This is a genomic window from Comamonas sp. Tr-654, assembly GCF_011752915.1.
GTDB lineage: Bacteria > Pseudomonadota > Gammaproteobacteria > Burkholderiales > Burkholderiaceae_C > Comamonas.
Genome location: NZ_VWWQ01000009.1, coordinates 169,616 through 194,005 on the forward strand (window position 1 = coordinate 169,616; position 24,390 = coordinate 194,005).

At 64.1% G+C, this 24,390-nt stretch carries 25 protein-coding genes; 13 read left to right on the forward strand and 12 right to left on the reverse strand.

The features are described 5' to 3' along the window. Positions 1-205 precede the first annotated feature (205 nt). Positions 206-1,180: a tripartite tricarboxylate transporter substrate binding protein gene (locus F3J24_RS23235; protein WP_167011040.1), complete on the forward strand. Its 975-nt coding sequence runs from the start codon at positions 206-208 to the stop codon at positions 1,178-1,180. Here F3J24_RS23235 and F3J24_RS23240 read toward each other — a convergent pair. Next, entirely contained in the window at positions 1,167-2,804 is a 1,638-nt protein-coding gene (locus F3J24_RS23240) for an MATE family efflux transporter (RefSeq protein WP_167011042.1), read from the reverse strand. The genes F3J24_RS23235 and F3J24_RS23240 overlap by 14 nt on opposite strands. A 96-nt stretch (positions 2,805-2,900) precedes the next feature. Here F3J24_RS23240 and F3J24_RS23245 point away from each other — a divergent pair, with 96 nt between their 5' ends. Next, on the forward strand, positions 2,901-3,776 hold the full coding sequence (locus tag F3J24_RS23245) for a creatininase family protein (RefSeq protein WP_167011163.1): 876 nt from the start codon (positions 2,901-2,903) through the stop codon (positions 3,774-3,776). Between the two features lie 114 nt (positions 3,777-3,890). Here F3J24_RS23245 and F3J24_RS23250 read toward each other — a convergent pair whose 3' ends face one another. The 3 genes from F3J24_RS23250 to F3J24_RS23260 form a co-directional block, all read right to left on the reverse strand. Next, on the reverse strand, positions 3,891-4,877 hold the full coding sequence (locus tag F3J24_RS23250; protein WP_167011044.1) for a tripartite tricarboxylate transporter substrate binding protein: 987 nt from the start codon (positions 4,875-4,877) through the stop codon (positions 3,891-3,893). 101 nt (positions 4,878-4,978) lie between these two features. Next, entirely contained in the window at positions 4,979-5,428 is a 450-nt protein-coding gene (locus tag F3J24_RS23255; RefSeq protein WP_167011046.1) for a hypothetical protein, read from the reverse strand. A 48-nt stretch (positions 5,429-5,476) separates the two neighbouring features. After that, positions 5,477-6,154 (reverse strand): histidine phosphatase family protein, encoded by a 678-nt coding sequence (locus tag F3J24_RS23260; protein ID WP_167011048.1) that lies wholly within the window; start codon positions 6,152-6,154, stop codon positions 5,477-5,479. Between the two features lie 285 nt (positions 6,155-6,439). On the opposite strand from F3J24_RS23260, the gene F3J24_RS23265 reads away from it, so the two are divergent. The 3 genes from F3J24_RS23265 (at position 6,440) to F3J24_RS23275 (ending at position 10,003) form a co-directional block, all read left to right on the forward strand. Beyond that, complete coding sequence (locus F3J24_RS23265) at positions 6,440-7,468, forward strand: extracellular solute-binding protein (RefSeq protein ID WP_167011050.1); 1,029 nt, start codon at positions 6,440-6,442, stop codon at positions 7,466-7,468. Between the two features lie 158 nt (positions 7,469-7,626). After that, the gene (locus tag F3J24_RS23270) at positions 7,627-9,279 is read left to right on the forward strand and encodes an iron ABC transporter permease (protein WP_167011052.1); all 1,653 of its coding nucleotides are present in this window, start codon (positions 7,627-7,629) and stop codon (positions 9,277-9,279) included. 64 nt (positions 9,280-9,343) lie between these two features. Next, entirely contained in the window at positions 9,344-10,003 is a 660-nt protein-coding gene (locus tag F3J24_RS23275) for an ABC transporter ATP-binding protein (RefSeq protein WP_167011054.1), read from the forward strand. 14 nt (positions 10,004-10,017) lie between these two features. Here F3J24_RS23275 and F3J24_RS23280 read toward each other — a convergent pair whose 3' ends face one another. Both F3J24_RS23280 and F3J24_RS23285 read right to left on the reverse strand, forming a co-directional pair. After that, entirely contained in the window at positions 10,018-10,944 is a 927-nt protein-coding gene (locus tag F3J24_RS23280) for a PhzF family phenazine biosynthesis protein (RefSeq protein ID WP_205244941.1), read from the reverse strand. A gap of 261 nt (positions 10,945-11,205) precedes the next feature. After that, positions 11,206-12,384, reverse strand: coding sequence for a PLP-dependent aminotransferase family protein (locus F3J24_RS23285; protein ID WP_167011057.1), 1,179 nt, complete (start codon positions 12,382-12,384; stop codon positions 11,206-11,208). 383 nt (positions 12,385-12,767) lie between these two features. Here F3J24_RS23285 and F3J24_RS23290 point away from each other — a divergent pair, with 383 nt between their 5' ends. Then, a complete protein-coding gene (locus tag F3J24_RS23290; protein ID WP_167011060.1) occupies positions 12,768-14,240 on the forward strand; it encodes a PLP-dependent aminotransferase family protein in 1,473 nt (490 codons plus the stop codon). Here the strand turns inward: F3J24_RS23290 and F3J24_RS23295 are convergent. The 3 genes from F3J24_RS23295 to F3J24_RS23305 are packed head-to-tail and all read right to left on the reverse strand — an operon-like array spanning position 14,237 to position 16,478. Continuing rightward, positions 14,237-15,064, reverse strand: coding sequence for a ChbG/HpnK family deacetylase (locus F3J24_RS23295; RefSeq protein ID WP_167011062.1), 828 nt, complete (start codon positions 15,062-15,064; stop codon positions 14,237-14,239). The two genes, F3J24_RS23290 and F3J24_RS23295, sit on opposite strands and share 4 nt — an antisense overlap. Further along, positions 15,061-15,477, reverse strand: coding sequence for a GtrA family protein (locus F3J24_RS23300; RefSeq protein ID WP_370527768.1), 417 nt, complete (start codon positions 15,475-15,477; stop codon positions 15,061-15,063). Before F3J24_RS23300 ends, F3J24_RS23295 begins: the two co-directional genes overlap by 4 nt. Continuing rightward, on the reverse strand, positions 15,474-16,478 hold the full coding sequence (locus F3J24_RS23305; protein WP_167011064.1) for a glycosyltransferase family 2 protein: 1,005 nt from the start codon (positions 16,476-16,478) through the stop codon (positions 15,474-15,476). The genes F3J24_RS23300 and F3J24_RS23305 overlap by 4 nt, the downstream gene beginning before the upstream one ends. Positions 16,479-16,599: 121 nt before the next feature. Here F3J24_RS23305 and F3J24_RS23310 point away from each other — a divergent pair, with 121 nt between their 5' ends. Next, positions 16,600-18,081, forward strand: coding sequence for a glycosyltransferase family 39 protein (locus F3J24_RS23310; RefSeq protein ID WP_167011066.1), 1,482 nt, complete (start codon positions 16,600-16,602; stop codon positions 18,079-18,081). 65 nt (positions 18,082-18,146) lie between these two features. Here the strand turns inward: F3J24_RS23310 and F3J24_RS23315 are convergent, their stop codons facing one another. From F3J24_RS23315 to flgA, 3 genes are all read right to left on the reverse strand, one after another. Then, positions 18,147-18,509 (reverse strand): hypothetical protein, encoded by a 363-nt coding sequence (locus F3J24_RS23315; RefSeq protein ID WP_167011068.1) that lies wholly within the window; start codon positions 18,507-18,509, stop codon positions 18,147-18,149. A gap of 38 nt (positions 18,510-18,547) precedes the next feature. Then, positions 18,548-18,862, reverse strand: a complete 315-nt coding sequence (gene flgM, locus F3J24_RS23320) for a flagellar biosynthesis anti-sigma factor FlgM (RefSeq protein ID WP_167011070.1) — start codon at positions 18,860-18,862, stop codon at positions 18,548-18,550. A gap of 117 nt (positions 18,863-18,979) precedes the next feature. Further along, entirely contained in the window at positions 18,980-19,738 is a 759-nt protein-coding gene (gene flgA / locus F3J24_RS23325) for a flagellar basal body P-ring formation chaperone FlgA (protein ID WP_167011072.1), read from the reverse strand. A gap of 203 nt (positions 19,739-19,941) precedes the next feature. Between flgA and flgB the strand changes: the two genes are divergently transcribed. The 6 genes from flgB (at position 19,942) to flgG (ending at position 24,390) form a co-directional block, all read left to right on the forward strand. Beyond that, a complete protein-coding gene (gene flgB / locus F3J24_RS23335) occupies positions 19,942-20,355 on the forward strand; it encodes a flagellar basal body rod protein FlgB (RefSeq protein WP_003059206.1) in 414 nt (137 codons plus the stop codon). A 16-nt stretch (positions 20,356-20,371) separates the two neighbouring features. Further along, positions 20,372-20,776 carry a flagellar basal body rod protein FlgC gene (gene flgC, locus F3J24_RS23340; RefSeq protein ID WP_003059205.1) on the forward strand — a complete coding sequence of 135 codons (405 nt, stop codon included), beginning with the start codon at positions 20,372-20,374 and terminating at the stop codon, positions 20,774-20,776. A 16-nt stretch (positions 20,777-20,792) separates the two neighbouring features. Then, positions 20,793-21,455, forward strand: coding sequence for a flagellar hook assembly protein FlgD (locus F3J24_RS23345; protein WP_043006485.1), 663 nt, complete (start codon positions 20,793-20,795; stop codon positions 21,453-21,455). 14 nt (positions 21,456-21,469) lie between these two features. After that, entirely contained in the window at positions 21,470-22,738 is a 1,269-nt protein-coding gene (gene flgE / locus F3J24_RS23350; RefSeq protein WP_167011076.1) for a flagellar hook protein FlgE, read from the forward strand. A gap of 110 nt (positions 22,739-22,848) precedes the next feature. Then, positions 22,849-23,589, forward strand: a complete 741-nt coding sequence (gene flgF / locus F3J24_RS23355) for a flagellar basal-body rod protein FlgF (protein ID WP_167011079.1) — start codon at positions 22,849-22,851, stop codon at positions 23,587-23,589. An 18-nt stretch (positions 23,590-23,607) separates the two neighbouring features. Next, positions 23,608-24,390: a flagellar basal-body rod protein FlgG gene (gene flgG / locus F3J24_RS23360; protein ID WP_003059201.1), complete on the forward strand. Its 783-nt coding sequence runs from the start codon at positions 23,608-23,610 to the stop codon at positions 24,388-24,390.

Here is a 24,390-nt window from a genome sequence, read left to right on the forward strand (position 1 = left end):
GGCGGACGGTGGGAGTCTGTGGCGGTGTTTTTGGTTCCCTGCACGGGGGCGGCCGATTGGCAAAACCAATGCTTGCATAGGCGCATGGTATTGGACAGAAGGCGCGGGCGGACTCCATCATGGCCCGGCCAACAAGGCTCAAACAGCCCGCAGCCGGAGCCGGTCGCAGGAGTCCGTTGCCGGGCAATTACAGGAGACAAGCATTATGGTGAATACCTCACGCCGCCGCTTTCTTGCCACCTCGACTGCCTGTGCTGCCATCGCGCTGCCCTGGCATGCGGTCGCTGCGCCAGCCTATCCGGACAAGTCGGTACGGGTCATCGTGCCGTTTCCGGCCGGAGGCACCACGGACGTGGTGGCGAGGCTTGCCATGCAGAAGCTCGGCGAAATCACGGGCCAGTCCTTTGTGGTCGACAACAAGGGCGGCGCCAACGGGGTCATCGGCTCCGAATTGGCAGCCCGCGCCGCACCCGATGGCTGCACGCTGTTGATGAACACGGCAGGAGCGCAGACCCTGAGTCCCGTGCTCTACAAGACCGGCTACGAGGCGCTGGCTAGCTTCGAGCCCATCAGTCATCTGTGCGATGTCGGTTTTGTGGTGATTGCGCGCAAGGACCTGCCCGTCAACAGCATGCAGGAGCTGATCGCCATGGCCAAGCAGGGCCGGCCGCTGAGTGCCTCCTCGGGCAGCAGCATGATCTCGCTGATCACCGAACAGTTCAAGAAGGTGGTCGAGGTGCCCGGCATCGTCAATGCCCAGTACAAGGGCACTGGCGCTCAGATGCAGGCCGTGGTGGCGGGCGAGGTGGACTTCTCGTTTGACTCCTTCACCTCGGTGGAAATGATTCGCGCGGGCAAGGTCAAGGCCCTGGCCGTACTGCTGCCCCAGCGTGCACCGACCTTTGCGCAGGTGCCAACATTACGCGAGCTGGGTGTCAGTGGCATGGATTTCAGTTCCTGGTCGGGCCTGCTGGCGCCCAAGGGCACGCCGCAGGAGATCGTGGGCTATCTGGCCCAGCAGATGGACAGGATCATGCAGATGCCCGATGTGACGGCCAGGCTGGCCGGCTACAACTACCTGACGCGACGCAGCACGCCCCAGGAGTTCGGACGGCTCATCGCCGCCGACCACGAGCGCTGGAAGCGCGTCGTCAAGGAAAGGGGCATCACCCTGGGTTAGCGTCGCGCGGTGGCGCACCCGCACCCGCATCCGTGGCCAGGGTGGCCACGGTACTGGGCGGCTGGCCGCCCACCTCGGCAGGGATGGCGATGCGCTCGCAGGGGTCGGCCAGGGCTATCAATGCATCGCTGTCCATGGGGGCTTCGGCTTGCTCTGCGGCCGGCGTCTGTTCCCGGGCCGGCTCTGCAGCCGGCATGGCGGCCTGGGCTGGCAGCATGTGCGCCTTGCGCCAGTTGCCCCAGCGGTAATAGGCCAGCATCATCAGCATGGAGCAGACGGAGCTGATGGGAAAGCTCCACCAGATGGCATCCACGCCCATCACGGGTTGCAGCCAGCGCGCCACGGGAACGCGTATCCCCCACATGGCAATCGCCAGAATCAGCACCGGCGCCATGACGGCCCCCGTGGAGCGCACCACGCCGGCCAGCACAAAGGTCACGCCGAAGAAGAGGAAGGAGCCAATGGCAATGTGGTTGAGGTGGCGGGCCACCTCCAGGGAGGGGCTGCCGCCGGGCAGAAACCAGCCCAGCACATGACGGTCCAGCAGCACGATGAGGACGATCAGGCTGCCGGTCAGCAGAAGATTGCCCAGCATGCCGGCATTGGCCGTGGCGCTGACACGCTTCCAGAGGCCCGCGCCCACGTTCTGCGCCGCCATGGACGAACAGGCGGCGCCTATGGCCATGGCCGGCATCTGCACATAGGTCCACAGCTGCAGCGCGGCGCTATAGGCGGATGCCGTCTGCACGCCATGCTCGTTGACCATGGAGATCATGGCGATCATGGCCAGCGAGATCATCACGATCTGCACGCCCATGGGCAGGCCCTTGACCACCAGAGTGCGCACAATCGTCAGATCGGGCTTGAACAGCCCCAGCTGCCGGCGACCTATCCACAAGGGATGGCGGCGCAGACGCAACCAGCCCAGCAGGGCCGCAAAGCTCACGGCATTGGCAATCAGCGTGGCCATTGCCGAGCCCTGGATGCCCATGCGCGGCACGGGTCCCCAGCCAAAGATCAGCAGAGGGTTGAGGGCCATGTCCAGCGCCACGACGATGAGCAGAAACCAGAACGGCGTTCGGGTGTCTCCCGCGCCGCGCAGGGCCGCCGTCACAAAACTGAACATGAACAGCAGCGGAATGGCCAGAAAGATGATCTGGAGATAGGCCTCGGCCAGCGGCAAGGCCGCTTCGGGCGTGCTCATCCATTGCATGAGATGGCGCGACAGCGGCCAGCCCAGGACGGCAATCAGCAGTGAGACAACACCAAAAAACGTAGCGCTGGTGCCAAGCACACGTTTGGCCTGCGCGATGTTTTTCGCCCCCATGCTCTGGGCGATCAGGATATTGGTTGCCATGCTGATGCCGAACACCGCACCGATCAGCGCAAACATCACGTTGTTGGCATTGGCGGTGGCCGTCAGCGCGGCCTCGCCCAGGTGACCGCCCACCCAGATGGCATTGACTGAGCCGTTGAGCGACTGCAGCACATTGCCGGCCAGGATCGGCAGGGCAAAGACCAGCAAGGTGCGGGCAATCGGGCCCTGGGTCAGGTCGCGGGTCTGGGGCTTGGAGTTGGCGGTGCGCGCACTCTGGCGCGGGGCGCTGGCGGAGGCTTCAGGCATCGGCCCATTGTGGGGCATGTCGGCTGGTTGCGGTTGACGGGCGGTGGGCCCGGAATCCGGGGCATGTGGTGGTTTCGGGGCGCTGGCGCAGCTACGATGATGGCCATGAGCAATACTCCGACCACTCCCGCAAGCGCGCTTGCCCGCTGGCCCTCGCGCTTCTGGGCCCAGGCTTCGGCCCATGACTTTGCCCTGGCCCAGAGCAATGGCCTGGCCGCAGACACCGTGGCCGTGCTGCCCGTGGCGGCGGTGGAGCAGCATGGGCCGCACCTGCCGCTGTCGGTGGATGCCTGCCTGATAGAGGGCGTCATCGATGCCGCTCTGGCGCAGCTGCCAGCCGAGCTGCCGGTGCTGTTTCTGCCGCCGCAGAACATCGGTTTTTCGGTTGAGCATACGAACTATGCGGGCACCTTGAGCCTGCAGCCGGCCACGCTGATTGCACTGTGGACGGAGCTGGGCGCCTGCGTGGCGCGCGCCGGCATCAGGAAGTTGCTGCTGCTCAACGGTCATGGCGGCCAGGTCAGCGTGATGGACATCGTTGCGCGCGAGCTGCGCATCCGGCATGGCCTGCTGGTCTACAGCGCCAGCTGGTTCGGGCTGGTGGACGATGCGGCCAACCAGCAGTTCTGCGCGCATGAGCATCGCTTCGGCATTCACGGCGGCGAAGTGGAGACCTCAATGCTGCTGCACCTGGCGCCCGAGACCGTGCATATGGAACGTGCGCATAACTTCGCTTCCAGCTCTGAGCAGCGGGCCGGCAAATACCACTTCATCGGCAATGGCCGCAGCGCCAAGCTGGGCTGGGCCATCGAGGACTACAACCCGGCAGGAGCCGTGGGCAACTCCGCCGCCGCGACGGCCGAGCGCGGTGCGGCCATGGTGCATTCATCGGCGCAGGGCCTGGTCAGGCTGCTGGGGGAGATTCATGACCTACCCTTGAGCACCGTAGAGAATCAACCCAAACCACTCTAAAACTGGCGCAATCTAACTCAGAGACGCCGAGCAAGAGCCGCCTCGCGGCGAAGGCGTTGTCCCCCTCCCGCGAAGCGAGAGAGGGGGAGGGCGCGCCAGCGCCATAGGGGGAGCTTATTGTTTCGGAATCTTGGCCGTGGTGATGACATCGCCCCAGCGCTTGATTTCCGACTGCAGCAGCTTGGCAGTCTGCTCTGGCGTGCTGGCCTGGGCCTGCACATTGAGCTCGCGCAGCTTCTTGGCGACCTCGGGGTTGTTGACGGCCGTGTTGATTTCCTTGTTCAGGCGTGCGATCACGGGGGCGGGCGTCTTGGAGGGTGCAGCCAGCGCATTCCAGGACGAGGCCACAAAGCCCTTGACGCCGGATTCCTGGGCCGTGGGCACATTGGGCAGCAGCGGCGAGCGCTTCTCGCCCGTCACCGCGAGCAGGTTCACGGCCTTGGAATTGATCTGGCCCATGATGGGCGTGAGAATTTCCACGGCCGCATCGATCTGCTTGCCGCGCAGCGCGGTCACCACGGCGGGCGTGCCGTTGAAGGGCACGATCTGTGCATCGATGCCGGCCGTGGTCTTGAACAACTCGGCCGCCAGGTGCTGGGTGCTGCCCACGTTGATGCTGCCCAGATTCAGCTTGCCGGGATTGGCCTTGGCATAGCTCACGAGCTCGCCCAAATTCTTGAAGGGCGATTTGGCATCGGTGATGACGCCGATGTCAAAGTAGCCCAGCGTGGAGATGGGCGTCAGGTCCTTGACCATGTCGAAGGGCAGATTGTTGAACAGATTCACCGTGACGGCGCTGCCGTTGGACATGAGAAACAGCGTATGGCCGTCGGGCGCAGCCTTGGCCACGGTGTCGGCCGCCACGATACCGCCCGCGCTGGGCTTGTTGTCGATGACCACGGGCTGGCCGAGCTGGGTGGACAACTGCTGGGCCACCACACGGGCCGTCACATCGGCCACGCCGCCGGCCCCGAAAGGAACGACGATGCGGATGGGACGGTTGGACAGGCCTTCGGCCTGGGCGGTGGCGGCAAACCCGGTCAGCAGGGCAGCCCCCGCTGCGGCACTGATCAGGGATTGGGTAAAACTGCGGCGTTTCATGCTTGTCCTTCTGTCTGAAACTTTTATTCCGAGAGTGTGCCGCCGAAAGATGCCCGGAGGCAGCCGCAAAGCGTTCTGTCTGCTATGCCGCACAGGTATGGCTAGTTACCGCTTGCTTGCAGGGTATCCAGTCCCCAGTGATGCATGGCCTCGCGCACGATCAGCAGTGCGGCGGCATGCCCGGGGAACTGCGGCAGCTGCGGATCGGCATGGCCAGGCTGCTGGGCCTGGCGAGCCAGCAGCTCGAACAGGTTCTCGATGGCTTCGCGTGACGCCTGGGTGGCTTGCGGGTCGGCCGTGGCGCCATGGATCAGTTGCCGCAGCAGCGGGTCTGTCGTTTGCAGCAGGCTGGCGCCTGCAGGCAGCCAGCGCCCGGCCGGCATGACGGCATCCTCGACATCGGCAATCGCGTTTTCCAGCATCAGCGCATTGGGCATGCGGTGGGCAAAGGCCTTGACCAGGGTGGCGATGCCGATGGGCAGCCGGTGCTGCTGCGCGCCTATTTCAAGCGTCAGCGCCGTATCGCCAAGACTGAGAAAGATGGAGTCCATTGCTGCTTTGTAGCACCTTGCGTTGGCCGGCTCCGGGCCTGAGGAGAGTCAGGCGCTGGTGATCCAGCTTCTGTATTCGGCGCTATCGAGATGGTTGAGCGTGTTGAAGCTTTGCAGCATTAGGCGCTTGGGGCTGATGCTGAACTCCGTCACGGCAATATTGCGCAGTCGCATATTGAGGGCGATGGTCACCTCGGGCGCGGTGCCAAGCACCTGGCCCACGGCAGTGGAGATGGGGCCGCCGCTGCTGACCAGCAGCACGTTCTGGCCGCTGTGCTGGTGGCGTATCTCCTCGAGCACCTGGTGCACGCCGTCCGCAAAGCCGTTCCAGTCGGGCATGCCCTGCGGGCTGATGGTGCCTCCCATCCATTGCGCCAGTGCGTCGCACAGCAGGCGGAAATGATAGCGGTACAGCTCGGGCGTATCGGGCCTGGGCAGGGGGGCTGGGTGAATCGCGCGTAGCAGGGCTTCGCTGTCGTACTCGTTGAGTCCGGGTCGGCTTTGTGCCTCGAGGCTGGAAGCGCTGCCCAGGCCCTGGACGATGCCGGCCAGCGTCTGCTGATGGCGCTTGAGCGTGCCCGCATAGACGGCGTCGAACTTCAGACCTCGCTCACGCCAGTATTCACCCAGACGCACGGCCTGTTCCTGGCCGCGTGGGCTGAGCTGGTCGTAATCATCCGCGCCAAACGAGGCCTGGCCATGGCGCACAAGGTAGAGGTTTCCCATGGCGCGGATGTTGGGCCTTGCCCGCTTGCGGCGCTGTCATGCCTGCGACCTGCTGGCGCTTGGGCGACAGCGCCAGGATGCCTATTTCCGCAACCGACGTCCGGATTGGAGTTCGGGCAGGGCATGCCTCTCGGTTAAGATAGTTGAGAGCTATTCTCAAAAACATAAAAACACGCTCCGCTTTCGATACTGGTTCATGGATCTCCTGCACTTGGCTGGCAGGAGGGTCGTCGGTTTCGAGGCGGAGCGTGTTTTTTTATGCCTGTTCACCTCCTGGAGCCCTTCATGTTTCGACGACCCCTGTTTGCACTGGCCGCCGTTGCCAGCCTGTGCGCCCCTGCGCTGTCCGCCCACGCCGAGGACATCACGCTCTACACCACCCGTGAACCGGCACTGATTCAGCCCTTGCTGGCAGCCTTCACGGCGCAGACCAAGATCGGTGTGAAGACGGTCTTTGTCAAGGACGGCTTGCTGGAGCGCGTCAAGGCCGAAGGCCAGCGCTCGCCTGCCGATGTGCTGATGACGGTGGACATCGGCAATCTGGTGGATCTGGTGGACGGTGGCGTGACCCAGCCCGTCAAGTCCAGCGTGCTGGAAGCGGCCATTCCGGCCCAGTTGCGCGCCGCAGACAACCAGTGGTTCGCACTGTCCATGCGGGCCCGCGTGCTGTATGCCGAAAAGGACATGAAGCTCGGCGCCTTCCGCTATGAAGACCTGGCCAAGCCCCAGTTCAAGGGCAAGGTCTGCAGCCGTGCCGGCCAGCATCCCTACAGCACGGCGCTGATTGCAGCCATGATTGCCCATGACGGCGAAGCCAAGACCGAACAGTGGCTCAAGGGCGTCAAGGCCAATCTGGCGCGCAAGGCCACGGGCGGCGACCGCGACATCGCCCGAGACATCCTGGGCGGCATCTGCGATGTGGGCCTGGGCAACACCTACTACGTGGGCCATATGAAGGCGGCCAAGGAAGGTACGGACGCACGCAAGTGGGGCGATGCCATCAAGGTCGTCAAGCCTACTTTCAACGATCCCAAGAGCGGCACGCATATCAATATCAGTGGCGCCTCGGTGGCCAAGCATGCGCCCAACCGCGATCAGGCCGTGAAGCTGCTGGAGTTCCTGGTGTCCGAGCCGGCCCAGAATATGTACGCTGAAGCCAACTATGAGCACCCTGTGCGCAGGGGCGTGGCGCTGGATCCCGTGGTGGCCCGCAGTATTGGCGAGCTGAAGATTGATCCGCTGCCGCTGACCGAGATCGCCAAGCACCGCAAGGCCGCCAGCGTGCTGGTCGACAAGGTGGGGTTTGATAAATAAGTAGCCCCCCCTGAGGCGCTGACGCGCCTTCCCCCTGACCGGGCGCCCTCTCTGGCTTCGCGGGAGGGGGACAACACCTTCGCTGCGAGGCGGCCCTTGCTCGGTGTTCCTTTGATGGAGCATGCCTGTCCAAGGGCCGTTTCCTTTTTGGTTTTTTGATGTTTTCTTATCTTCGTTCAGGGCTGCGGCCCGTCGGGCCGGTGTGGCAGGGCGCAAGCTGGTTGATTGCGCTGGGGGTGTTTGCGCCCATTGCCTCGCTGGCCTGGCTGGCGCTGGGCTCGGACTGGGCGCACTGGCAGGATCTGCTGAGCTATGTGCTGCCCGATGCCGCAGCCAATACGGCCTGGCTCCTGGGCGGGGTGGGCCTGGTGGTGCTGGTGGTGGGCACGGGCTGTGCCTGGCTGGTGACCGCCTGCGATTTTCCGGGACGGCGCTGGCTGCACTGGGCGCTGCTGCTGCCGCTGGCCATGCCGGCCTATATCGTGGCCTTTGCCTATCTGGATCTGCTGCACCCCATAGGCCCGGTGCAGGGCGCGCTGCGCTGGCTGCTGGGTTACGACAGCCCGCGGCAGTGGCGCCTGCCCGATCTGCGCTCCATGGGCGGTGCGATCTTCGTGCTGGGGTTCACGCTCTACCCTTATGTGTATATGACGGCGCGGGCCATGTTCATGACCCAGCCGGCGCATCTGATGGAAGCCGCACGCTCGCTGGGTGAGACCCACTGGGGTGCTTTTTGGCGCGTGGCCCTGCCCATGGCGCGACCAGCGCTGGTCGTGGGCCTGAGCCTGGCGCTGCTGGAGACGCTCAACGATATCGGTGCTTCCGAGTTTTTGGGCGTGCACACGCTCACGGTATCGATCTACACCACCTGGGTCACGCGCTCCGATCTGGCTGGTGCCGCGCAGATTGCCTGCTCCATGCTGCTGGCTGTGGTGGCCCTGGTCTGGCTGGAGCGTCAGGGTCGCAGTCGCCAGCGCTTTGGCTTTGCCCAGCGCATGCGCGCCATAGAGTCGCATCGTCTGCCTGCAGGCAAGGCCTGGCTGGCCACGCTGGCCTGCATCCTGCCGGTGCTGATCGGCTTTGCCGCACCGGCGGCCTATCTGGCCTGGGAAAGCGGCAAGCGACTGGTACAGGGTTCGGGCGTGTCAGAGGGACTGGTCTCCAGCCTGCTCAACACGCTAGGGCTGGCGCTGGGCGTCACTGTGATTGCGGTGGCGGCCGGTCTGGTTATCGCCTGGTCCACGCGCACCGGCATCAGCGCCCGATCGCCATCGCGCTGGCCTGCGCAGGTGGCGGCTCTGGGCTACGCGGTGCCGGGCACGGTACTGGCGATTGGTTTGCTGACTCCCGCGTTGGCGCTGGATGCGGGGCTGGCCAGCCTGTTTGGTGCCAAGGGCTTGCCGCTGATGGGTCTGGGCGTGGTGCTGGTCGCTGCTTGCGTAATTCGCTTTCTGGTCATGCCCGTGGGCGGTATCGAGGCCGGGCTGGCGCGTATCCCGCCGACGCTGGAGCAGGCCTCGCGCCTGCTGGGCGAAAGCCGCCTGGGCACGCTGCGCCGCGTGCACCTGCCGCTGCTGCGCCCCGCCATGGCGACTAGCGCCATGCTGGTGTTTGTCGATGCAATGAAAGAGCTGCCCGCCACCTTGCTGCTGCGCCCGGCCGATTTCGATACCCTGGCCACCTGGCTCTATGCCGAAGCCGCGCGCGGCACCTATGAGGAGGGTGCGATCGCCGCGTTGTGCATTGTGGTCGCGGGGCTGATTCCCGTCATGCTGCTGGCACGCACGCAGCTGTCGGATGAGAAGAAATAATATGAAATCTGCCTCAAATGCTTTAGGGCACTGCGTCAGCAGCTATTGAATATGAAGTGATTGCATGACTGCCTCTCTACAAATTGCACAGCTGCAACTGGGCTACGAATCGCCTCAGGGCTTTCATACGGTCCTGCAGGGTTTTGATCTTCACGTACCTGCCGGCCATATCGCCAGCCTGCTGGGCCCCTCGGGGTGTGGCAAGACTTCGGTGCTGCGTGCCATCGCGGGTTTCGAGCCGGTGCGCGCGGGCAGCATTCATCTGGGCAAGGTGCTGCTCTCCGGCCCCGGCACGCATCTGCCTCCCGAGCAGCGCCATGTGGGCATGATGTTCCAGGAGTACGGGCTGTTCCCGCACCTGTCGGCCGCACAGAACGTGGGTTTCGGCCTGCGCCGTATGGGCAAGCCAGAGCGCGACAAACGTGTGCAGGAACTGCTTGCCGTGGTGGGGCTGGCGGATTCAGGTAGCAAGTTCCCGCACGAGCTGTCCGGCGGCCAGCAGCAGCGCGTGGCCCTGGCGCGGGCCCTGGCGCCGTCCCCTGCCCTGCTGCTGCTCGATGAACCATTTTCGAACCTCGACGCTGCCACGCGCGAGCGCCTGACACTGGAGGTGCGCGACATTCTGCAGTCTGCCGGACAGACGGCGATTCTGGTCACGCACAATGCGCAGGAAGCCGAAACTATGGCCGACCAGATTTGCAGGATGACGCCGGCTCAGCTCTGAGCCGGCCCCGAGGTTTAAAGCAGGACGCGGCCTGAGGTGACGGTCACGGTGTGGCCGCCCACCCAGAGCTTGCCGTTGGCTGCGGTCTGCACATGGACCTGGCCGTCACGGCCCACGCATACGCCTTGCGCGGCGATATAGGGCGTCTGCAGCAGACCTTCGCCCGTCAGCCATTGGGCCAGCGCTGCATTCAGGCTGCCGGTGACAGGGTCTTCGCTCGCTGTCTCGCCGACCAGGGCGCGCACTTCCAGACGCGGCTGAGCTGAAGTCACTTTTTCATAAGCGGCTTCTTCAGCCTGCTTCGCAAAAGCGCGGGCCTCGCGGCTGGAACGGCCAATCAGCGGGGCATCCTCTTCCACCTCATAAATGGCTGCCAGACCGGCTTTGGCCCCCAGCTTCTTGAGCGCTCCAAAGTCCGGCTCCACACTCAGAACTGTATCGGGGTGGTCGAGCAGCAGGCCCAGCCAGGGCGAGCCGTTATGGAGGCTGCGCGCCATCAGCAGCTGCTCACGCTGCAAGCCCAGCGCCTGCAGCACGGGGGCCAGCTCCACTTCGGGAATTTCCTGGGAGTCGAGCGAAGGCGCTTCGAAAAACAGCGCGCCTTGCGTATCGCAGCCAATGGCTACCAGACCTTTCTTGCACTCCTGAAGCACCTGCTCGGGGTTGCGCGGCTGGCCGCCCTGGGCCAGCCAGGCATGGCAGCTGCCCAGCGTGGGGTGGCCGGCAAAAGCCAGCTCGCCCGCGGGCGTGAAGATCCGTAGCTGGTAGTCGGCGCCCGCAGCCAGTCCCTTGGGCGTGGGCTGCAGCACAAAAGTGGTTTCCGACAGATTGGTCCAGCGCGCGAAGGCCTGCATCTGGGCCTCGCTCAAGCCATCGGCACCCAGCACCACGGCCACGGGGTTGCCGAGCAGCGCGGTGTGCGTGAACACGTCCACGGTCATATAGGGACGAGAGATAGGGCTGGTATGTGCACAGGCAGACATGGGCAGCGATTGTCGGCAAAAAGAAAAACCGGCGCTGCACGGAGGTTCCGCACAGCGCCGGTTGATAGGACCTGGAGCTTGCCATCGCACATCAGAGACAGCGAGCAAGAGCCGCCTCGCGGCGAGGCTGTCGTCCCCCTCCCGCATTGCGCAGCAAAGCGAGAGAGGGGGAAGGCGGGGCCGCCTAGGCGCGTCAGCGCCTCAGGGGGTGTTCACCAGTTACAAGCTGGCCTTGATGGCCTCGGCCAGGGACTTGATGCCGATGTTGATCTGCTCGGCAGACACCGTCACATACGACAGGCGCAGCGTGTTGTTTTGCGCATCGCCGGCATAGAAGGGCGCGCCGGGCACAAAGGCCATATTGCGCTCCACGGCCTTGGCCAGCAGGGCCTGGGCGTCCATGCCCGCAGGCAGCCTGACCCAGAGGAACATGCCGCCCACGGGACGAGTCCACTTCACGTCGAGGCCGGCCATTTCGCGCTCCAGGGCCATCAGCATCACATCGCGCTGGGCCTTGTACATGGCGCGGATGGTGGGCACATGGCGGTCCAGGAAGCCGTCCTTGATGACCTCGGCCACCACGCGCTGGTTGAAGCTGGGGGTGTGCAGGTCGGCAGCCTGCTTGGCCTGGGTCAGCTTGCCATACACGGACTTGGGCGCGACGATGAAGCCGATGCGCAGGCCGGGGGCCAGCACCTTGGAGAACGAGCCCATGTAGATCACGCCCTCGGGGTTGCGTGCAGCCAGGGGCAGGGGAGGTTCCTGCTCGTACCAGAGGTCGCCGTAGGGGTTGTCCTCGATGAGGGGAATGTCCAGTTCCCTGGCCTTGTCGACCAGAGCCTGACGGCGCGCGTCGCTCATGGTGCGGCCGGTGGGGTTCTGGAAGTTGGGCAGCACATAGGCCAGGCGGGCCTTGCCGGCGCCGCTGCCGATCTGCTTGGCAAAGTCGTCGATCAGCATGCCTTCGTCATCGCTGTCCACGCCCACGGCCACGGGTTCCATGGGAGTGAAGGCCTGCAGGGCGCCCAGGTAGGTGGGCTTTTCGACCAGCAGACGGCTGCCCTTGTCCAGGAACACCTTGCCGATCAGGTCCAGCGCCTGCTGGCTGCCGGTGGTGATCAGGATCTGTTCGGGATCGACGTTCCAGGGCAGGAAGTCGGCAATCGCCTGACGTAGCGGGGCAAAGCCTTCGGTGGTCGAGTACTGCAGGGCTGCGGCGCCGTCACGCTGCATCACGGTCTGGCAGGCTTCGGTGAACGCGTCCAAGGGGAAGGCCTTGGTGGAGGGCAGGCCGCCAGCCATGCTGATGATGCCGGGGCGGTCGGTCAGCTTGAGGATCTCGCGGATGGCGGAGGAATTCATCTTGGCAGCACGTTCTGCCAGCGTCCAGGTTGTCATAAAACAGTACTCGATCTCTACGTTGCCAGCCCGAGCAGGGCTGGCCGGTGTGCATTCTCACGCCATTGTCGGGCATGTGCCGGCCCGAGCTTGGGGCTCGGGATGCAATCGCTGCGGTGCGCAAGGCGCTGCAACTATGCACCAGCAGGTGGGGCTTATTGTGTCGCGGCCGGTTTGCCTGTGTGGGCTGGCGGGCAATTGCGACAGTGTGGTCTGCAGTCGGTGAGGCCGAAGACCGTGACCATAGCCCTGTGTGGAGGGCGGCCAAGAGAGGTTGATGGACTCAATATACGCTTGAGACCATTACAGTACCTATACAGACAGTCTCACAATTATGACTTCTGTATTGGTATCCGCTTCAATACAGTTCGCTGCACATCACCATGTCCATCTCCCTGTCCCGCCAGGCGGCCCTGACCCTGACCCAGCAACTGGCCGAGCGTCTGGCCGAACGCATACGCACCAGGCTGCTGCCCGCAGGCGCGCGCCTGCCTTCGGTGCGTGAATGTGCGCGCCAGCAGGGCGTGAGTCCGTACACGGTGGTGGCTGCCTACGACCTGCTGCAGGCCCAGGGACTGGTCGAGGCCAGGCCGCAACGCGGCTTCTTTGTGCGCGATATTGTGCAAAATCCGCTTCAAACGCAGGACAGTAAAGCGCAGATAGCTATCAATGAGGGAGCAGTCAATACCCCGGTAGGCATCCCGCCGGGCACGCGCATCAACGCCACCATGCTGATCCGCGGCATGTTTGTGGAGAGCGTGGCCGGCAAACCCCAGCCCGGTGCCGGTGTGCTGCCCGCCGAGTGGCTGGATGCCGGCTTTCTGGTGGCGGCCATGCGCAAGGTCACCAGCGGGCAGGCGCTGCGCGAATCGCTGGTGCGCTACGGCGAACCCATGGGCGACAGCCGGCTGCGCGAGGCGCTGGCACGGCGCATGCAGCGCATAGGCATCGCTGCCGGGCCGGGCCAGATCATCACCACCCTGGGCGCGACCCAGGCGCTGGACATCGTGAGCCGGGCCCTGCTACAGCCCGGCGATCCGGTGATGGTGGAAGAGCCGGGCTGGGCCGTGGAATATGCGCGCCTGGCCGCCATGGGCATGCGCGTGCTGCCGGTGCCGCGCGGACCCGAGGGGCCGGACATGGCGGTGATGCAGCGCTATTGCGAGACCATGGCCCCCAAGCTCTATGTGAGTGTCAGCGTGCTGCACAACCCCACGGGCTACAGCCTGAGCGCGGCCAGCGCCCATGAGGTGCTGCAGATGGCGCAGCGCCATGGCTTTTATGTGGTGGAGGACGATAGCTACTGTCATATTGCGTCTGATCACGCACCACGCGTGTCGGTGCTGGACCGGCTGCAGCGCAGCATCTACATTAGCGGCTTTGCCAAGGTGCTGGTGCCCAACTGGCGCCTGGGCTATCTGGCTGCGCCGCCCGAGCTGGTCGAGAGACTGCTGGACACCAAGCTGCTGTCTACACTGTCCACGCCGACCCCCATGGAGCAGGCCCTGGCCCTGTGCATGGAGCAAGGCCAGCTGCGCCGCCATGCCGAGCGGCTGCGCCAGCATCTGGCCCAGGCGCGCATGCGCAGCGTGGCGCTGGCCCAGGCTGCCGGTTGCCGTTTTGTGGCCGAGCCTGCGGGCATGTTCGGCTGGGTGGATACCGGTGTGGATACCGAGGTACTGACCCAACTGCTGCTGGATCAGGGCTACATGATTGCCCCCGGTGCCATGTTTCATGCCAGCCGGGGCTCCAGCACCTGCATGCGCATCAATTTCGCGACCACGCAGGACGCCGCCTTCTGGCGGGTCTTTGAGCGGGCGGTGGCCGGGATGCGGGAGCAGTCCCCAAAGTCTTAGCCCAGTTGTATGGGACCTTGATGGATATGGCAGCCGGTGCGCTGCAGCAGCTCGCCAAAAGCATCCGACATCAGATAGCCGAACTCCACGGGGCGCTGCCTGCCTATGGCATCGCCCTGCACCACGCCGCTGGCCGGGTGACACATCAGCAGGCCGCCAGCCGCCATATGCGGTAGCCAGCCGGCCATCTGCCTGCCATAGCTGGCGGTGTCGGGGGCATCAAAGCCATAGACGCCGCCAAAGCCATGGTTCATGGGGATGCCTGCGTGGCGTAGCCGTCTGGTGGTGGCCCAGCCGCCTAGCAAGGCAATGATGGCGGCCTTGGGGCTGCGCCACAGACCTGCGGCCGGTGCCGTGGAGCGCACCCAGGGCATCTCGTGCGCGGCGTAGCGGCTCTGGAGCTCCTGCTGCATGGCCGCTCGCAGACCCGGCAACTGATGCACATGCTGGTGGCCATCTATGAAGTCTGGGGCCGTGCCCATGACCTGCTCGAAAGCATCGAGCTGTTCGCGCCAGGCCTGGCGCATCAGTTCCTGCGGTATCTGCCTGGCATAGGCCTGGCGTAGCACCGTGCCCAGCGCCCGGGCTCCATGCTGTCCGCCATGGTCTTCGGTCAGGTTGAAGTGCAGACCCACCGAGAGCCGGGGACGCAACTCCCGCAATGCCGGCGCGGCTTGCGGCCAGAGTGGCGAGGTGGTCATGCAGCTGGTGGCCGACAGACGACCGGCAAGCGTCAACTGCTGCACGGCCTCGTCCACCAGCGGATGCAGGGCGTAATCGTCGGCACACAGCAGGATGGCGCGGGAGGTTTTCATGTGATTCATGCGGCGCTGCCTGCCTTGAAGGCCCAGAACTTGCTCATGACAAAAGTGCCAATGGCCACCAGCACCAGCACGGCGGCCAGACTCCAGAAGTAATGCCAGTGCAGCCAGTTCAGGGCGATGTAGTAGAGCAGCTCATTGGCGACAAAGGAAAGACAGGCCACGGCAAAGAATTTCGCCATCACCGGCCAGCCCCTGGCCTGCGCTGCTGAAAAAGTGAGCAGCGCATGACCGTTGTAGCTGACCATAAAGGCCACGAGAAACGCCAGTACATTGGCGCCGAGCGGCGGCAGGCCCAGCAGTGACACCAGCAGGGCGACCACCGCCAGATGCGTGGCGGCTGCCGAGCCGCCCACCAGCACGAACTGCAGCAGCTGCGGCAGGCGGCGCAGTCTTTGCAGCGCGCCCGCGATCACGATGGCTCGCGCAGCGGGCTGCGGTCTTCATCATGGGCCACCAGATAGATCGGGCGGCGCTTGACCTCTTCGTAGATGCGACCGATGTACTCGCCCAGAATGCCGATGGACAGCAGTTGCACGCCCGAGAACAGCATGATGCTGGCGGCCAGTGTGGGCCAGCCGCGCAAAGGGTTGCCAAAGAATAGGGCTTCGGCCGCAATCCACAGGCCATAGGCCAGAGCCAGCAGGGAAATGCCGGCTCCCACCATGCTCCAGACGCGCAGTGGCAGGGTGGTGAAGGAGGTCAGTCCCAAGAGGGCCAGCGATCCCAGGCGGCGTAGATTGAAGCTGGAGCTGCCCGCCGCACGGTCCCTGGGGACAAAGGGCAGGGCCACGGTCTTGAAGCCAACCCAGGCGTACAGACCCTTCATGAAGCGATTGTTCTCCGGCAAAGCCTTGAGCGCATCGACGACCTTGCGGTCCATCCAGCGGAAGTCGCCTGCGTTCGGCGGCATCTTGACCGAGCTGCCCGAGTTCATCACGCGGTAGAACAGCTGGGTGCCCATGCGCTTGGCACCGCTTTCTGCGCCGCGGTCGGCAATTACGCCATAGATCATCTCGTAACCCGATTGCCACAGCCTGTGCATTTCGGCCAGCATCTCCAGCGGATGCTGGAAGTCGGCGTCGATCAGCAGCACGGCATTGCCTCGGGCGTGGTCTATGCCGGCAGACAGCGCGGCTTCCTTGCCAAAGTTGCGCGACAAGGCCAGATAACGCAGCGGCAGCTCCTGCGCCAGGCTCAGGCTCAGCTCATGTGTGGCGTCGCGGCTGCCGTCGTTGACCACCACGATCTCGAAGTCGGGCGTCAAGGCCCTGACCGTTTCGGCCAGCGCACGCAGAAACCCCTCGATATTGGCTTGTTCGTTATAGGCCGGCACCACGCAGCTCAGCCTCAGCGGCTGGCGCGGCAACTGGGCTGGCGGGGCTGCGGGAGCATATTCGGCGTGAAAATCGGTCATGGGGCAGGATTTTCGCGCAAGTCTGTAACTGCTTGCTGGGCCGGCCACGGTTTGCACTGCTTCAAAAAGGCCGTCGTTATACTCACGCCCCTACTGCTCCTGCTTCTTTCCTGATCGTCTGATGACCGCTGCTCAACGCGAATCTCTTGTTCTTGGCGGCCGTGCCGTTGCCGCCTTGCTCGCCGTATACGGCGTGATCTGGCTGGCCATTCACTGGGTGACGGCCCTGGCTGCGCCCGGGGACAACGTGGAGCAGTTGATCTGGATGCACTCCCTGGAGCTGGGCTATTTCAAGCATCCGCCGATGCCGACCTGGATCATGGCTGCCTCTGCGGCTGTCTTTGGTCCGTCCATAGGGCTGACCTATGTGCTGGGCGGCGTGCTCACACTGGGCTCATTGGCGATTTTCTGGAAGCTGCTGTGCGATATGCGGGGCCGGGCGTATGCCATGGTGGGTCTGCTGGCGGCGCTGAGCATCACCTTCTATTGCGGGCGGCTCTACTACTACAACCACAACGTCGTGATGATGCTGTGGATATCGCTGGCCGTGGCGCTGACCTGGCATGTCACGCAGAAGCCGTCCCTGGCGGGTTGGGCCTGGCTGGGCCTGGTTTCGGGCCTGGGCATGCTCAGCAAATATCAGTATGTGCTTGCGCTGGGGGTGATCGGCCTGTGGTGGCTGCGCATTGGTGCCTGGAAGAACCCGGTGCATGTCAAGGGCGCAGCGCTGGCCGCTGCGGTCGGCCTGCTGGTGCTGTCTCCTCATCTGTACTGGCTGAAAACCCATGACTGGATGCCCATGCATTACGCGGAGCGCACGTCCCTGGGTTTGCACCTGGATACGGCAGCGCGCATCAAGATGTCCTGGACGTTTGCGGTGGACTGGATCTTCAACCGCTGCATGCCTGCCTGGATCGTGCTGGGTGTGGCTCTCTGGTGGGGGCGCCGCAGGGCGGGCAAGACTGGAGCGCAGACTGTGCCTGCAAAGGAGGTGCCAGTCGACGCGGACAGGATGCTGCGCGAGTTCTGGCTGCTCTGGGGCCTGGTGCCGCTGCTGGCCATGCTGGTGCTGTGCCTGTTTACGGGCTCCTATCTGCACCTGCAATGGGGTACGGCCTTCATGTTCCTGTGCGTGCCGGCCGTCATGGAGTGGGCGCGCTCGCCACGGAGCTGGGGTGCAGCCGGGGACATGCGTGCCGCCTGGCTGACGTTTGGGGTTCTGCAGGCGCTGCTGTTGCTGCAGTTCTGGCTGGCTTCGCCCATGGGGCTGTCGGGCTACAAGAGCACCCATCAGAACCATATCCCCGTGGACAAGATCGTGGAAGGTCTGGCGCCGGCGGCGCATCAGGCACTGGGCGGCCCTGTCGACATCATCATCGGACCGCAGGCGCTGGCCGGGCGCATTGCCATGGAGCTGCCCGAGCGTCCGCGCGTCTATGTGGAGCGCAACCTGCAATACAGCCCCTGGATTCGCGAGGATGAGCTGCCGAGTGCCCGCATCATCGAGGTGGTAGTGGCACCGGACCCATTGCCTGAGGGCTTTACCCGCGCCTATGGCGTCTGGGCCTGGCGGCCGGTGAAGATCGCCAAGGGCGAGCACTGAGACCTGCCAAAACAAGAAAAGGCAAGCCTCTGGCTCGCCTTTTTGCTGGAGTTGCCGATTCGAGCCTAGCTGGCTGCGTGATAGATGCGTGCGCGGCCGGTCTGCGATGCGCCGCGCAGGCTGCTTTCGTAGGTGCTGTCTTCGGCCGCAGGCACCAGTGCCTTGGTACGGCGCTGGTTGAGCACGGAAAGCCGCGCCAGTTGGTCACGGACCAGGGAGATTTCGCGGTCCAGATTCTGTGCACGCTCGCGCAGCGCAGGCGTCCAGTCGTCGGCCGAGAAGCGTTTGGCGAGCTGGGAGAACGCCACCATGGCGTCACGAAGGCGGGTGCTGGACTGCTCCAGCGCGGATGCGTCCGGTGACTGCAGCGATGCCGAAACGGTCTGAATCACCGCATCCAGCGAATCGAGCATTTCCTGCAAGGTCATCGGGTCAGCCTCTATTCGGGAGTTCAGCCGCGGGCGCTTCAGCCGCGGGCGTGAACCAGGAATTCTTCGGTATTGGCCAGCAGCTTGTCTGCCACGGCCTCGGCGTTGACGCGGAAGCTGCCATTGGCAATGGCTTCGCGCATGGCCTTGACGCGATCGGCATCAAAGTCGGTGTTGGTACGGCTTTGGCCCTCCAGGGCGCGGGCCGAGGACGAAAAGGACACGGGCACACCGGCGGCGCGCTCGGACAAGCCTTTGGTCGATTCTTCGGTGGCAACCGCAGTTGCGGATTTCGGGGCCTGCTTGGCGGCTGCAGCGGTCTGCTGCAGGTCCGGCTTATTGCCTATCTTCATGCTGGTTCTCCAATCGCCCTGTATCGGCGTAGGGCGCTGTAGCCTTGCTTTCGACAAGGGCGCGTAAAACTTGAGGAATATTTGGCACGGTCTTTAAAGTGAGTATGCACTCTCTTGTTATTGAACCAGAACCACGCCATTGGCATTGACCGTTCCTGTGACAAGGCGGCCATTATCCATGCGAACCCGAACCTGTTGTCCTTCTCCGGCTGCTGCCATCGCCTTGCCCGAGCCGGCAACGCTGAAACCGCCGCCGTTGACCATCACCTGCACGGGCGATCCCGCTGTGAACAGGGCTGGCGGACGCACCATGTTTTGGCGCAGAGCCTGCCCCGATGTCAGCGGACGCGCCGCGACCATGCCGATGAAATCCTCTGCATTGGCGAATACGGCAGCGCTGTCCTCGGCCCAGTCCACTTCTGCGGGGACGGCGTCCTCGGCGCTCAGCGTCTTGCCGGCGGGAATATTGCCCTGCGCTACCCAGGCCGGGCCATAGGCTCGCACGGTGATGGGAAGGAACACGTTCCAGGGCACGCTGCCCTGCACGCAACGCAGGCCCAGCCGGGTGCGACCCCAGAGGCGACTGCCCGCAGGCAGATAGGGCTCGACCTTGGCGCAGGCTGCCAGTCGCAGACGCGAGTCCAGCTGGCCCATCTGGACCTCCATGCGCAAAGCCATGCCGTTGCCGGTCTGCACGGTCTCTGTCGATGGCTGGTGCAAAGCCGCATCGACAAAGCGCTGTCCGATCTGGCTGAGCTGCGCCGCGCCATCCTGGGCCTGTGCGCCAGCCGTCAGCAGCAGCGCGCCTAGACCCCATGCCGCAGCCAGACCTTGAGAGGGGCGAAGGCGCAGAGACAGGGAAAAGCGGCCAGACATGCATCAATCCTTTGAAGTATCCGCAGTCACAAGGCTGCAGACGATGCTTGCAAATATAGGCGCGACCCGGCTTGCGCAATGGCTTGAAGTGCCAGCGCAATACCGCTTTCTTCGCGCTTTAGTTTGCGCTGCCGATTTTCATAATCCTCGCATGCCGCAGTCCGTGGGCTCCGGCATCCCCGAATTCTGAAAGCGAGGCCGCAATGCTGAACAAAATGACCGAACGACTGGACTTCCAAAGCGAGGCGCTGCTGCTGCGCGCCGAGCGCCAGCGTGCGATTGCCAGCAATATCGCCAATGCCGACACCCCTGGTTACGTGGCGCGCGACTTCAATTTCCGCGAAGCCTTGATGGCCGCGACCAGCGGGCCCAAGCCCTTGACCCAGGCCAGCGTCACGACGGCAGGCCATATCCCGCTGCAGGCGCAGATGTCGGACGAGGCACTCAAGGCCAAGCTCGGCTATGCGGTCAATTCCCAGCCCAGCCTGGACAACAACACCGTGGATCTGGATCGCGAGCGCGCCAACTTTGTCGACAACTCCGTGCGCTACGAAGCCACGCTGCGCTTCATCAACGGCCAGGCCAAGACCATGCTCAGCGCCATTCAAGGCCAGTAAGCCCAGGAGCTAAACCATGTCCATGTTTTCCATCTTCAATATCTCGGGCAGCGCGGTCAGCGCCCAGTCCCAGCGTCTGAACGTGGTGGCCTCCAATCTGGCCAACGTCGATGCCGTGGCCGGCCCCGATGGCAGCGTCTACAAGGCGCGCCAGGTCGTGTTCCAGACCGTTCCCATGGGCAATGACGGCAGCGCAGGCGTCAAGGTCAATGCCATCAGCGAGGACAACACGCCCGGACGCCGCATCCACGACCCCAGCAATCCGCTGGCCGATGGCGAGGGCTATGTCACTCACTCCAACGTGAGCGCCGTGGACGAGATGGTCAACATGATCTCGGCGTCACGCTCCTATCAGAACAACGTGGAAGTCATGAACACGGCCAAGACGCTGCTGCTCAAGACTCTGCAAATGGGCCAGTAAGCCCGGGAACACACACATGATCTACGGCGCAAGCAGCGTGGACGGCACCACGACCAACACCACCAGCAATACCAAGAACTCGGTAACCGACCCCAACGAGGCGCAGGACCGTTTCCTCAAGCTGCTGGTGGCCCAGCTCAACAACCAGGACCCCATGAATCCCATGGACAACGCGGAAATGACCTCGCAGATGGCGCAGATCAACACCGTGACTGGCATCCAGCAGCTGAACCAGACCATGGCTTCCATGTCCAGCCAGTTCTCCGCCATGCAGGTGCTGCAAGGCACTTCCATGATCGGCCGCACGGTGCTGACCGAGGGCAACACGCTGGGCGTGGCGGCAGACGGCACGCATACCGCCGCCTTCGATCTGGAAAACCAGGCGGCCAGCGTCAAGATCCAGATCACCACGGCCAGCGGCGAGCTGGTGGACACCATCGATCTGGGTGCCGGCGCGGCCGGTCGCAACTACTTCACCTGGGAAGGCAAGGACAAATACAGCGGCGACTCTTCGCAGCTGCGCTACAGCGTGGTGGCCACCAATGGCACGACCGCCGTGGCATCCACACCGCTGGCGCCCCATGCCGTGATCGCCGCCAGCTCGGCCAACGGCGCGCTGTCACTGGAACTCGATAACGGCAGCAGCGTGGCTTATTCCGGCATCAAGGCCGTTTACTGATTGAGGAGCACATCATGGGTTTTCAACAAGGTCTCTCGGGCTTGAACGCCGCCAGCAAGAATCTGGACGTCATCGGCCACAACATCGCCAACTCCAACACCACGGGCTTCAAGGCATCGCGCGCCGACTTCGCTGAAATGATCGCCAGCGCCATCGGCTCGGCCAGCGGGCAGAGCAGCGGCATTGGCGTCAACGTGGCCGCAGTGTCCCAGCAGTTCCGGCAGGGCTCCATCACTTCGACGGGCAACAACCTGGACCTCGCCATCAACGGCAACGGCTTTTTCGTTGTCAAGCAAAGCGACGGCAGCATCGCCTACACGCGCGCCGGCAACTTCGGTCTGGACAAGGAGGGCAACCTCAAGACCGTGGACAACGACAATGTCATGGGTTATGTGGTCGATCCTACGACCGGCAAGATCCAGTCGGGCGCCACTCCCGTGCCGATGAGCTTTCCCACAGGGCAGCCGATTCCTGCCAAGCAGACCTCCACGGTGAATGTGGAACTGAATCTGGATGCGCGCGCCACGGCTGCCGCCGGCGACGCGACGGCCACGCCTCCCGTGGCTGCCACGCCGCGTGCCACCTATGGCACCTCGCTCAATGTGTATGACACCCAGGGCACGGCCATTCCCGTCAATCTGTATTTCGAGAAAGATGCCACAGGCAACACCTGGAACATCTTCGACTCGCTCGATGCCTCGGCCACGCCCATCGGTACGGCCGTGTTCGATACCAGCGGCAAGCTCACCAGCGTTACCCCCAATGCACCGACCACAGGATCGGGCTCCACGCTGAATCTGAGCATCAGCGGCGGCACGGCCAATCCCAATGGCTTGCCCGCATTCGACGTGGCCTTCGATTTCGGCGGCCTGACCCAGTTCGGCACCAAGTTTGCCGTCAGCAGCCTCAAGCAGGACGGCTATACCTCGGGCGCGCTGACCGGTATCAATGTGGGCCGCGACGGCTCCATCGTGGCTTCCTACTCCAACGGCGTCACACGTACCGAAGGTCAGATCGCCCTGGCGGCCTTCACCAATACCCAGGGGCTTGGCTCCATCGGCAACAACAAATGGGTGGCCACCTCCGATTCCGGTCCTGCGCTCAATGGTTCGGCCCAGACCGGCACCTTCGGCTCGCTGCAGTCGGGTGCGCTGGAAGAGTCCAACGTCGATCTGACGGCCGAGCTGGTCAACATGATGACGGCTCAGCGCTCCTACCAGGCCAATGCCCAGACCATCAAGACGCAGGATCAGGTGTTCTCCACCCTGGTGAATCTGCGGTAACGGGTAAGCCTCCGAGGCGCTTTGCGCCTCCTGACTGGACGCCCTGGCTGAGCGCCGGCATCCGGGGGGGAGGCGGAAAAAGCGAGTGATTTGACGCAAGAAAGGTCAGCATGGACAGAATAATTTATACATCGATGACTGGGGCCAATGCGGCTGCCCAGCGTCAGGCCGTGCTGGCCCACAATCTGGCCAATGCCGGCACCAACGGCTTTCGCGCCGAGATGTCCACCTTCCGCTCGGTGCCGCTGCAGGGCACGGGAGCCGGCACGCGCGTGTTTGCGCTGGAGGCCACCTCCGGCTATCAGGAAACTCCCGGCCCGGCCCAGCGCACCGGCCGTGCGCTGGATGCCATGGCCATGGGGCGCGCCTGGTTTGCCGTGCAGGGACTTGACGGCCAGGAGGCCTACACGCGCAACGGCGTGTTCGAGATCTCGCCCGAAGGGCAACTGGTCAACAGCAACGGCCAGGCCGTGCTCTCCGACGGCGGTGCGCCCATCGATATCCCGCCCGAGTCCACGATTTCCCTGGGCTCGGACGGCACGCTGACCGCCAAGATGGGCAATCAGTTGCCTGTGGCCGTGGGCCGAGTGAAGCTGGTCACGCCGCCCGTCGACGAGCCGCTGGTGCGCGGCGATGACGGCTTTTTCCGCGCGGCCCAGGGCGATGCGCTGCCCAACGACGAGACGGCACGCCTGCTGTCGGGCTCGATCGAAGGATCGAACGTGAACTCCGTCGAAACCATGGTCGGCATGATCGCCGCCTCGCGCCAGTTCGAGCAGCAGATGAAGCTGCTGCAGACCGCAGAAACCAACGATAAATCCGCCAGCCAGCTGCTGAGCATGAACGGCTGATAGCCAAAGGAATACGTCATGATCAATTCGCTGTTCATTGCCAAGACCGGCATGGAAGCCCAGCAGACGCAGCTGGACGTGATCTCGCACAATCTGGCCAACGTCTCCACCACGGGCTACAAGCGCGCGAATGCGGTCTTCGAGGATCTGATCTATCAGAACCTGCGTCAGTCGGGTTCGCAGACCACCGAGCAGAACCAGCTGCCCACCGGCTTGCATCTGGGCCTGGGCGTGCGAACCGTGGCCACCAGCCGCAACTTTCTGCAGGGCAGCCTGCAGCAGTCGAGCAATGCGCTGGATGTGGCGATCAACGGCAACGGCTTCTTCGAAGTCAACATGCCCGACGGCACGATTGCCTATACCCGCGATGGCTCGTTCGAGGTCGATTCCCAGGGCCAGCTGGTAACGTCCAGCGGCCTGCCCGTGGCCAACGGCATCACCATCCCGCAGGGCGCGACCAAGGTGTCCATCAGCCATGACGGCGTGGTCAGCGTCACCATGCCCGGCCAGGCCGCGCCGCAGCAGGTGGGCAATATCGCAATGAGCCAGTTCATCAATGCCGCAGGCCTGGAGCCGCGCGGCCAGAACCTCTACGTCGAGACCGCCTCCTCGGGTCAGCCCCAGCAGGGCACGCCCGGCACCAACGGCCTGGGCACGATTCAGCAGGGCTATCTGGAAGCCTCGAACGTGAACGTGGTCCAGGAACTGGTGACCATGATCCAGACCCAACGCGCCTACGAAATGAATTCCAAGGCGATCCAGACTTCCGACCAGATGCTGGCCAAGCTGGCGCAGCTCTGA

Coding starts and splice junctions, on each gene's coding strand:
- F3J24_RS23235 (WP_167011040.1), top strand. CDS start 206: ATGGTGAATACCTCACGCCGCCGCTTTCTTGCCACCTCGACTGCCTGT.
- F3J24_RS23240 (WP_167011042.1), bottom strand. CDS start 2,804: ATGCCTGAAGCCTCCGCCAGCGCCCCGCGCCAGAGTGCGCGCACCGCC.
- F3J24_RS23245 (WP_167011163.1), top strand. CDS start 2,901: ATGATGGCCATGAGCAATACTCCGACCACTCCCGCAAGCGCGCTTGCC.
- F3J24_RS23250 (WP_167011044.1), bottom strand. CDS start 4,877: ATGAAACGCCGCAGTTTTACCCAATCCCTGATCAGTGCCGCAGCGGGG.
- F3J24_RS23255 (WP_167011046.1), bottom strand. CDS start 5,428: ATGGACTCCATCTTTCTCAGTCTTGGCGATACGGCGCTGACGCTTGAA.
- F3J24_RS23260 (WP_167011048.1), bottom strand. CDS start 6,154: ATGGGAAACCTCTACCTTGTGCGCCATGGCCAGGCCTCGTTTGGCGCG.
- F3J24_RS23265 (WP_167011050.1), top strand. CDS start 6,440: ATGTTTCGACGACCCCTGTTTGCACTGGCCGCCGTTGCCAGCCTGTGC.
- F3J24_RS23270 (WP_167011052.1), top strand. CDS start 7,627: ATGTTTTCTTATCTTCGTTCAGGGCTGCGGCCCGTCGGGCCGGTGTGG.
- F3J24_RS23275 (WP_167011054.1), top strand. CDS start 9,344: ATGACTGCCTCTCTACAAATTGCACAGCTGCAACTGGGCTACGAATCG.
- F3J24_RS23280 (WP_205244941.1), bottom strand. CDS start 10,944: ATGACCGTGGACGTGTTCACGCACACCGCGCTGCTCGGCAACCCCGTG.
- F3J24_RS23285 (WP_167011057.1), bottom strand. CDS start 12,384: ATGACAACCTGGACGCTGGCAGAACGTGCTGCCAAGATGAATTCCTCC.
- F3J24_RS23290 (WP_167011060.1), top strand. CDS start 12,768: ATGTCCATCTCCCTGTCCCGCCAGGCGGCCCTGACCCTGACCCAGCAA.
- F3J24_RS23295 (WP_167011062.1), bottom strand. CDS start 15,064: ATGAATCACATGAAAACCTCCCGCGCCATCCTGCTGTGTGCCGACGAT.
- F3J24_RS23305 (WP_167011064.1), bottom strand. CDS start 16,478: ATGACCGATTTTCACGCCGAATATGCTCCCGCAGCCCCGCCAGCCCAG.
- F3J24_RS23310 (WP_167011066.1), top strand. CDS start 16,600: ATGACCGCTGCTCAACGCGAATCTCTTGTTCTTGGCGGCCGTGCCGTT.
- F3J24_RS23315 (WP_167011068.1), bottom strand. CDS start 18,509: ATGACCTTGCAGGAAATGCTCGATTCGCTGGATGCGGTGATTCAGACC.
- flgM (WP_167011070.1), bottom strand. CDS start 18,862: ATGAAGATAGGCAATAAGCCGGACCTGCAGCAGACCGCTGCAGCCGCC.
- flgA (WP_167011072.1), bottom strand. CDS start 19,738: ATGTCTGGCCGCTTTTCCCTGTCTCTGCGCCTTCGCCCCTCTCAAGGT.
- flgB (WP_003059206.1), top strand. CDS start 19,942: ATGCTGAACAAAATGACCGAACGACTGGACTTCCAAAGCGAGGCGCTG.
- flgC (WP_003059205.1), top strand. CDS start 20,372: ATGTCCATGTTTTCCATCTTCAATATCTCGGGCAGCGCGGTCAGCGCC.
- F3J24_RS23345 (WP_043006485.1), top strand. CDS start 20,793: ATGATCTACGGCGCAAGCAGCGTGGACGGCACCACGACCAACACCACC.
- flgE (WP_167011076.1), top strand. CDS start 21,470: ATGGGTTTTCAACAAGGTCTCTCGGGCTTGAACGCCGCCAGCAAGAAT.
- flgF (WP_167011079.1), top strand. CDS start 22,849: ATGGACAGAATAATTTATACATCGATGACTGGGGCCAATGCGGCTGCC.
- flgG (WP_003059201.1), top strand. CDS start 23,608: ATGATCAATTCGCTGTTCATTGCCAAGACCGGCATGGAAGCCCAGCAG.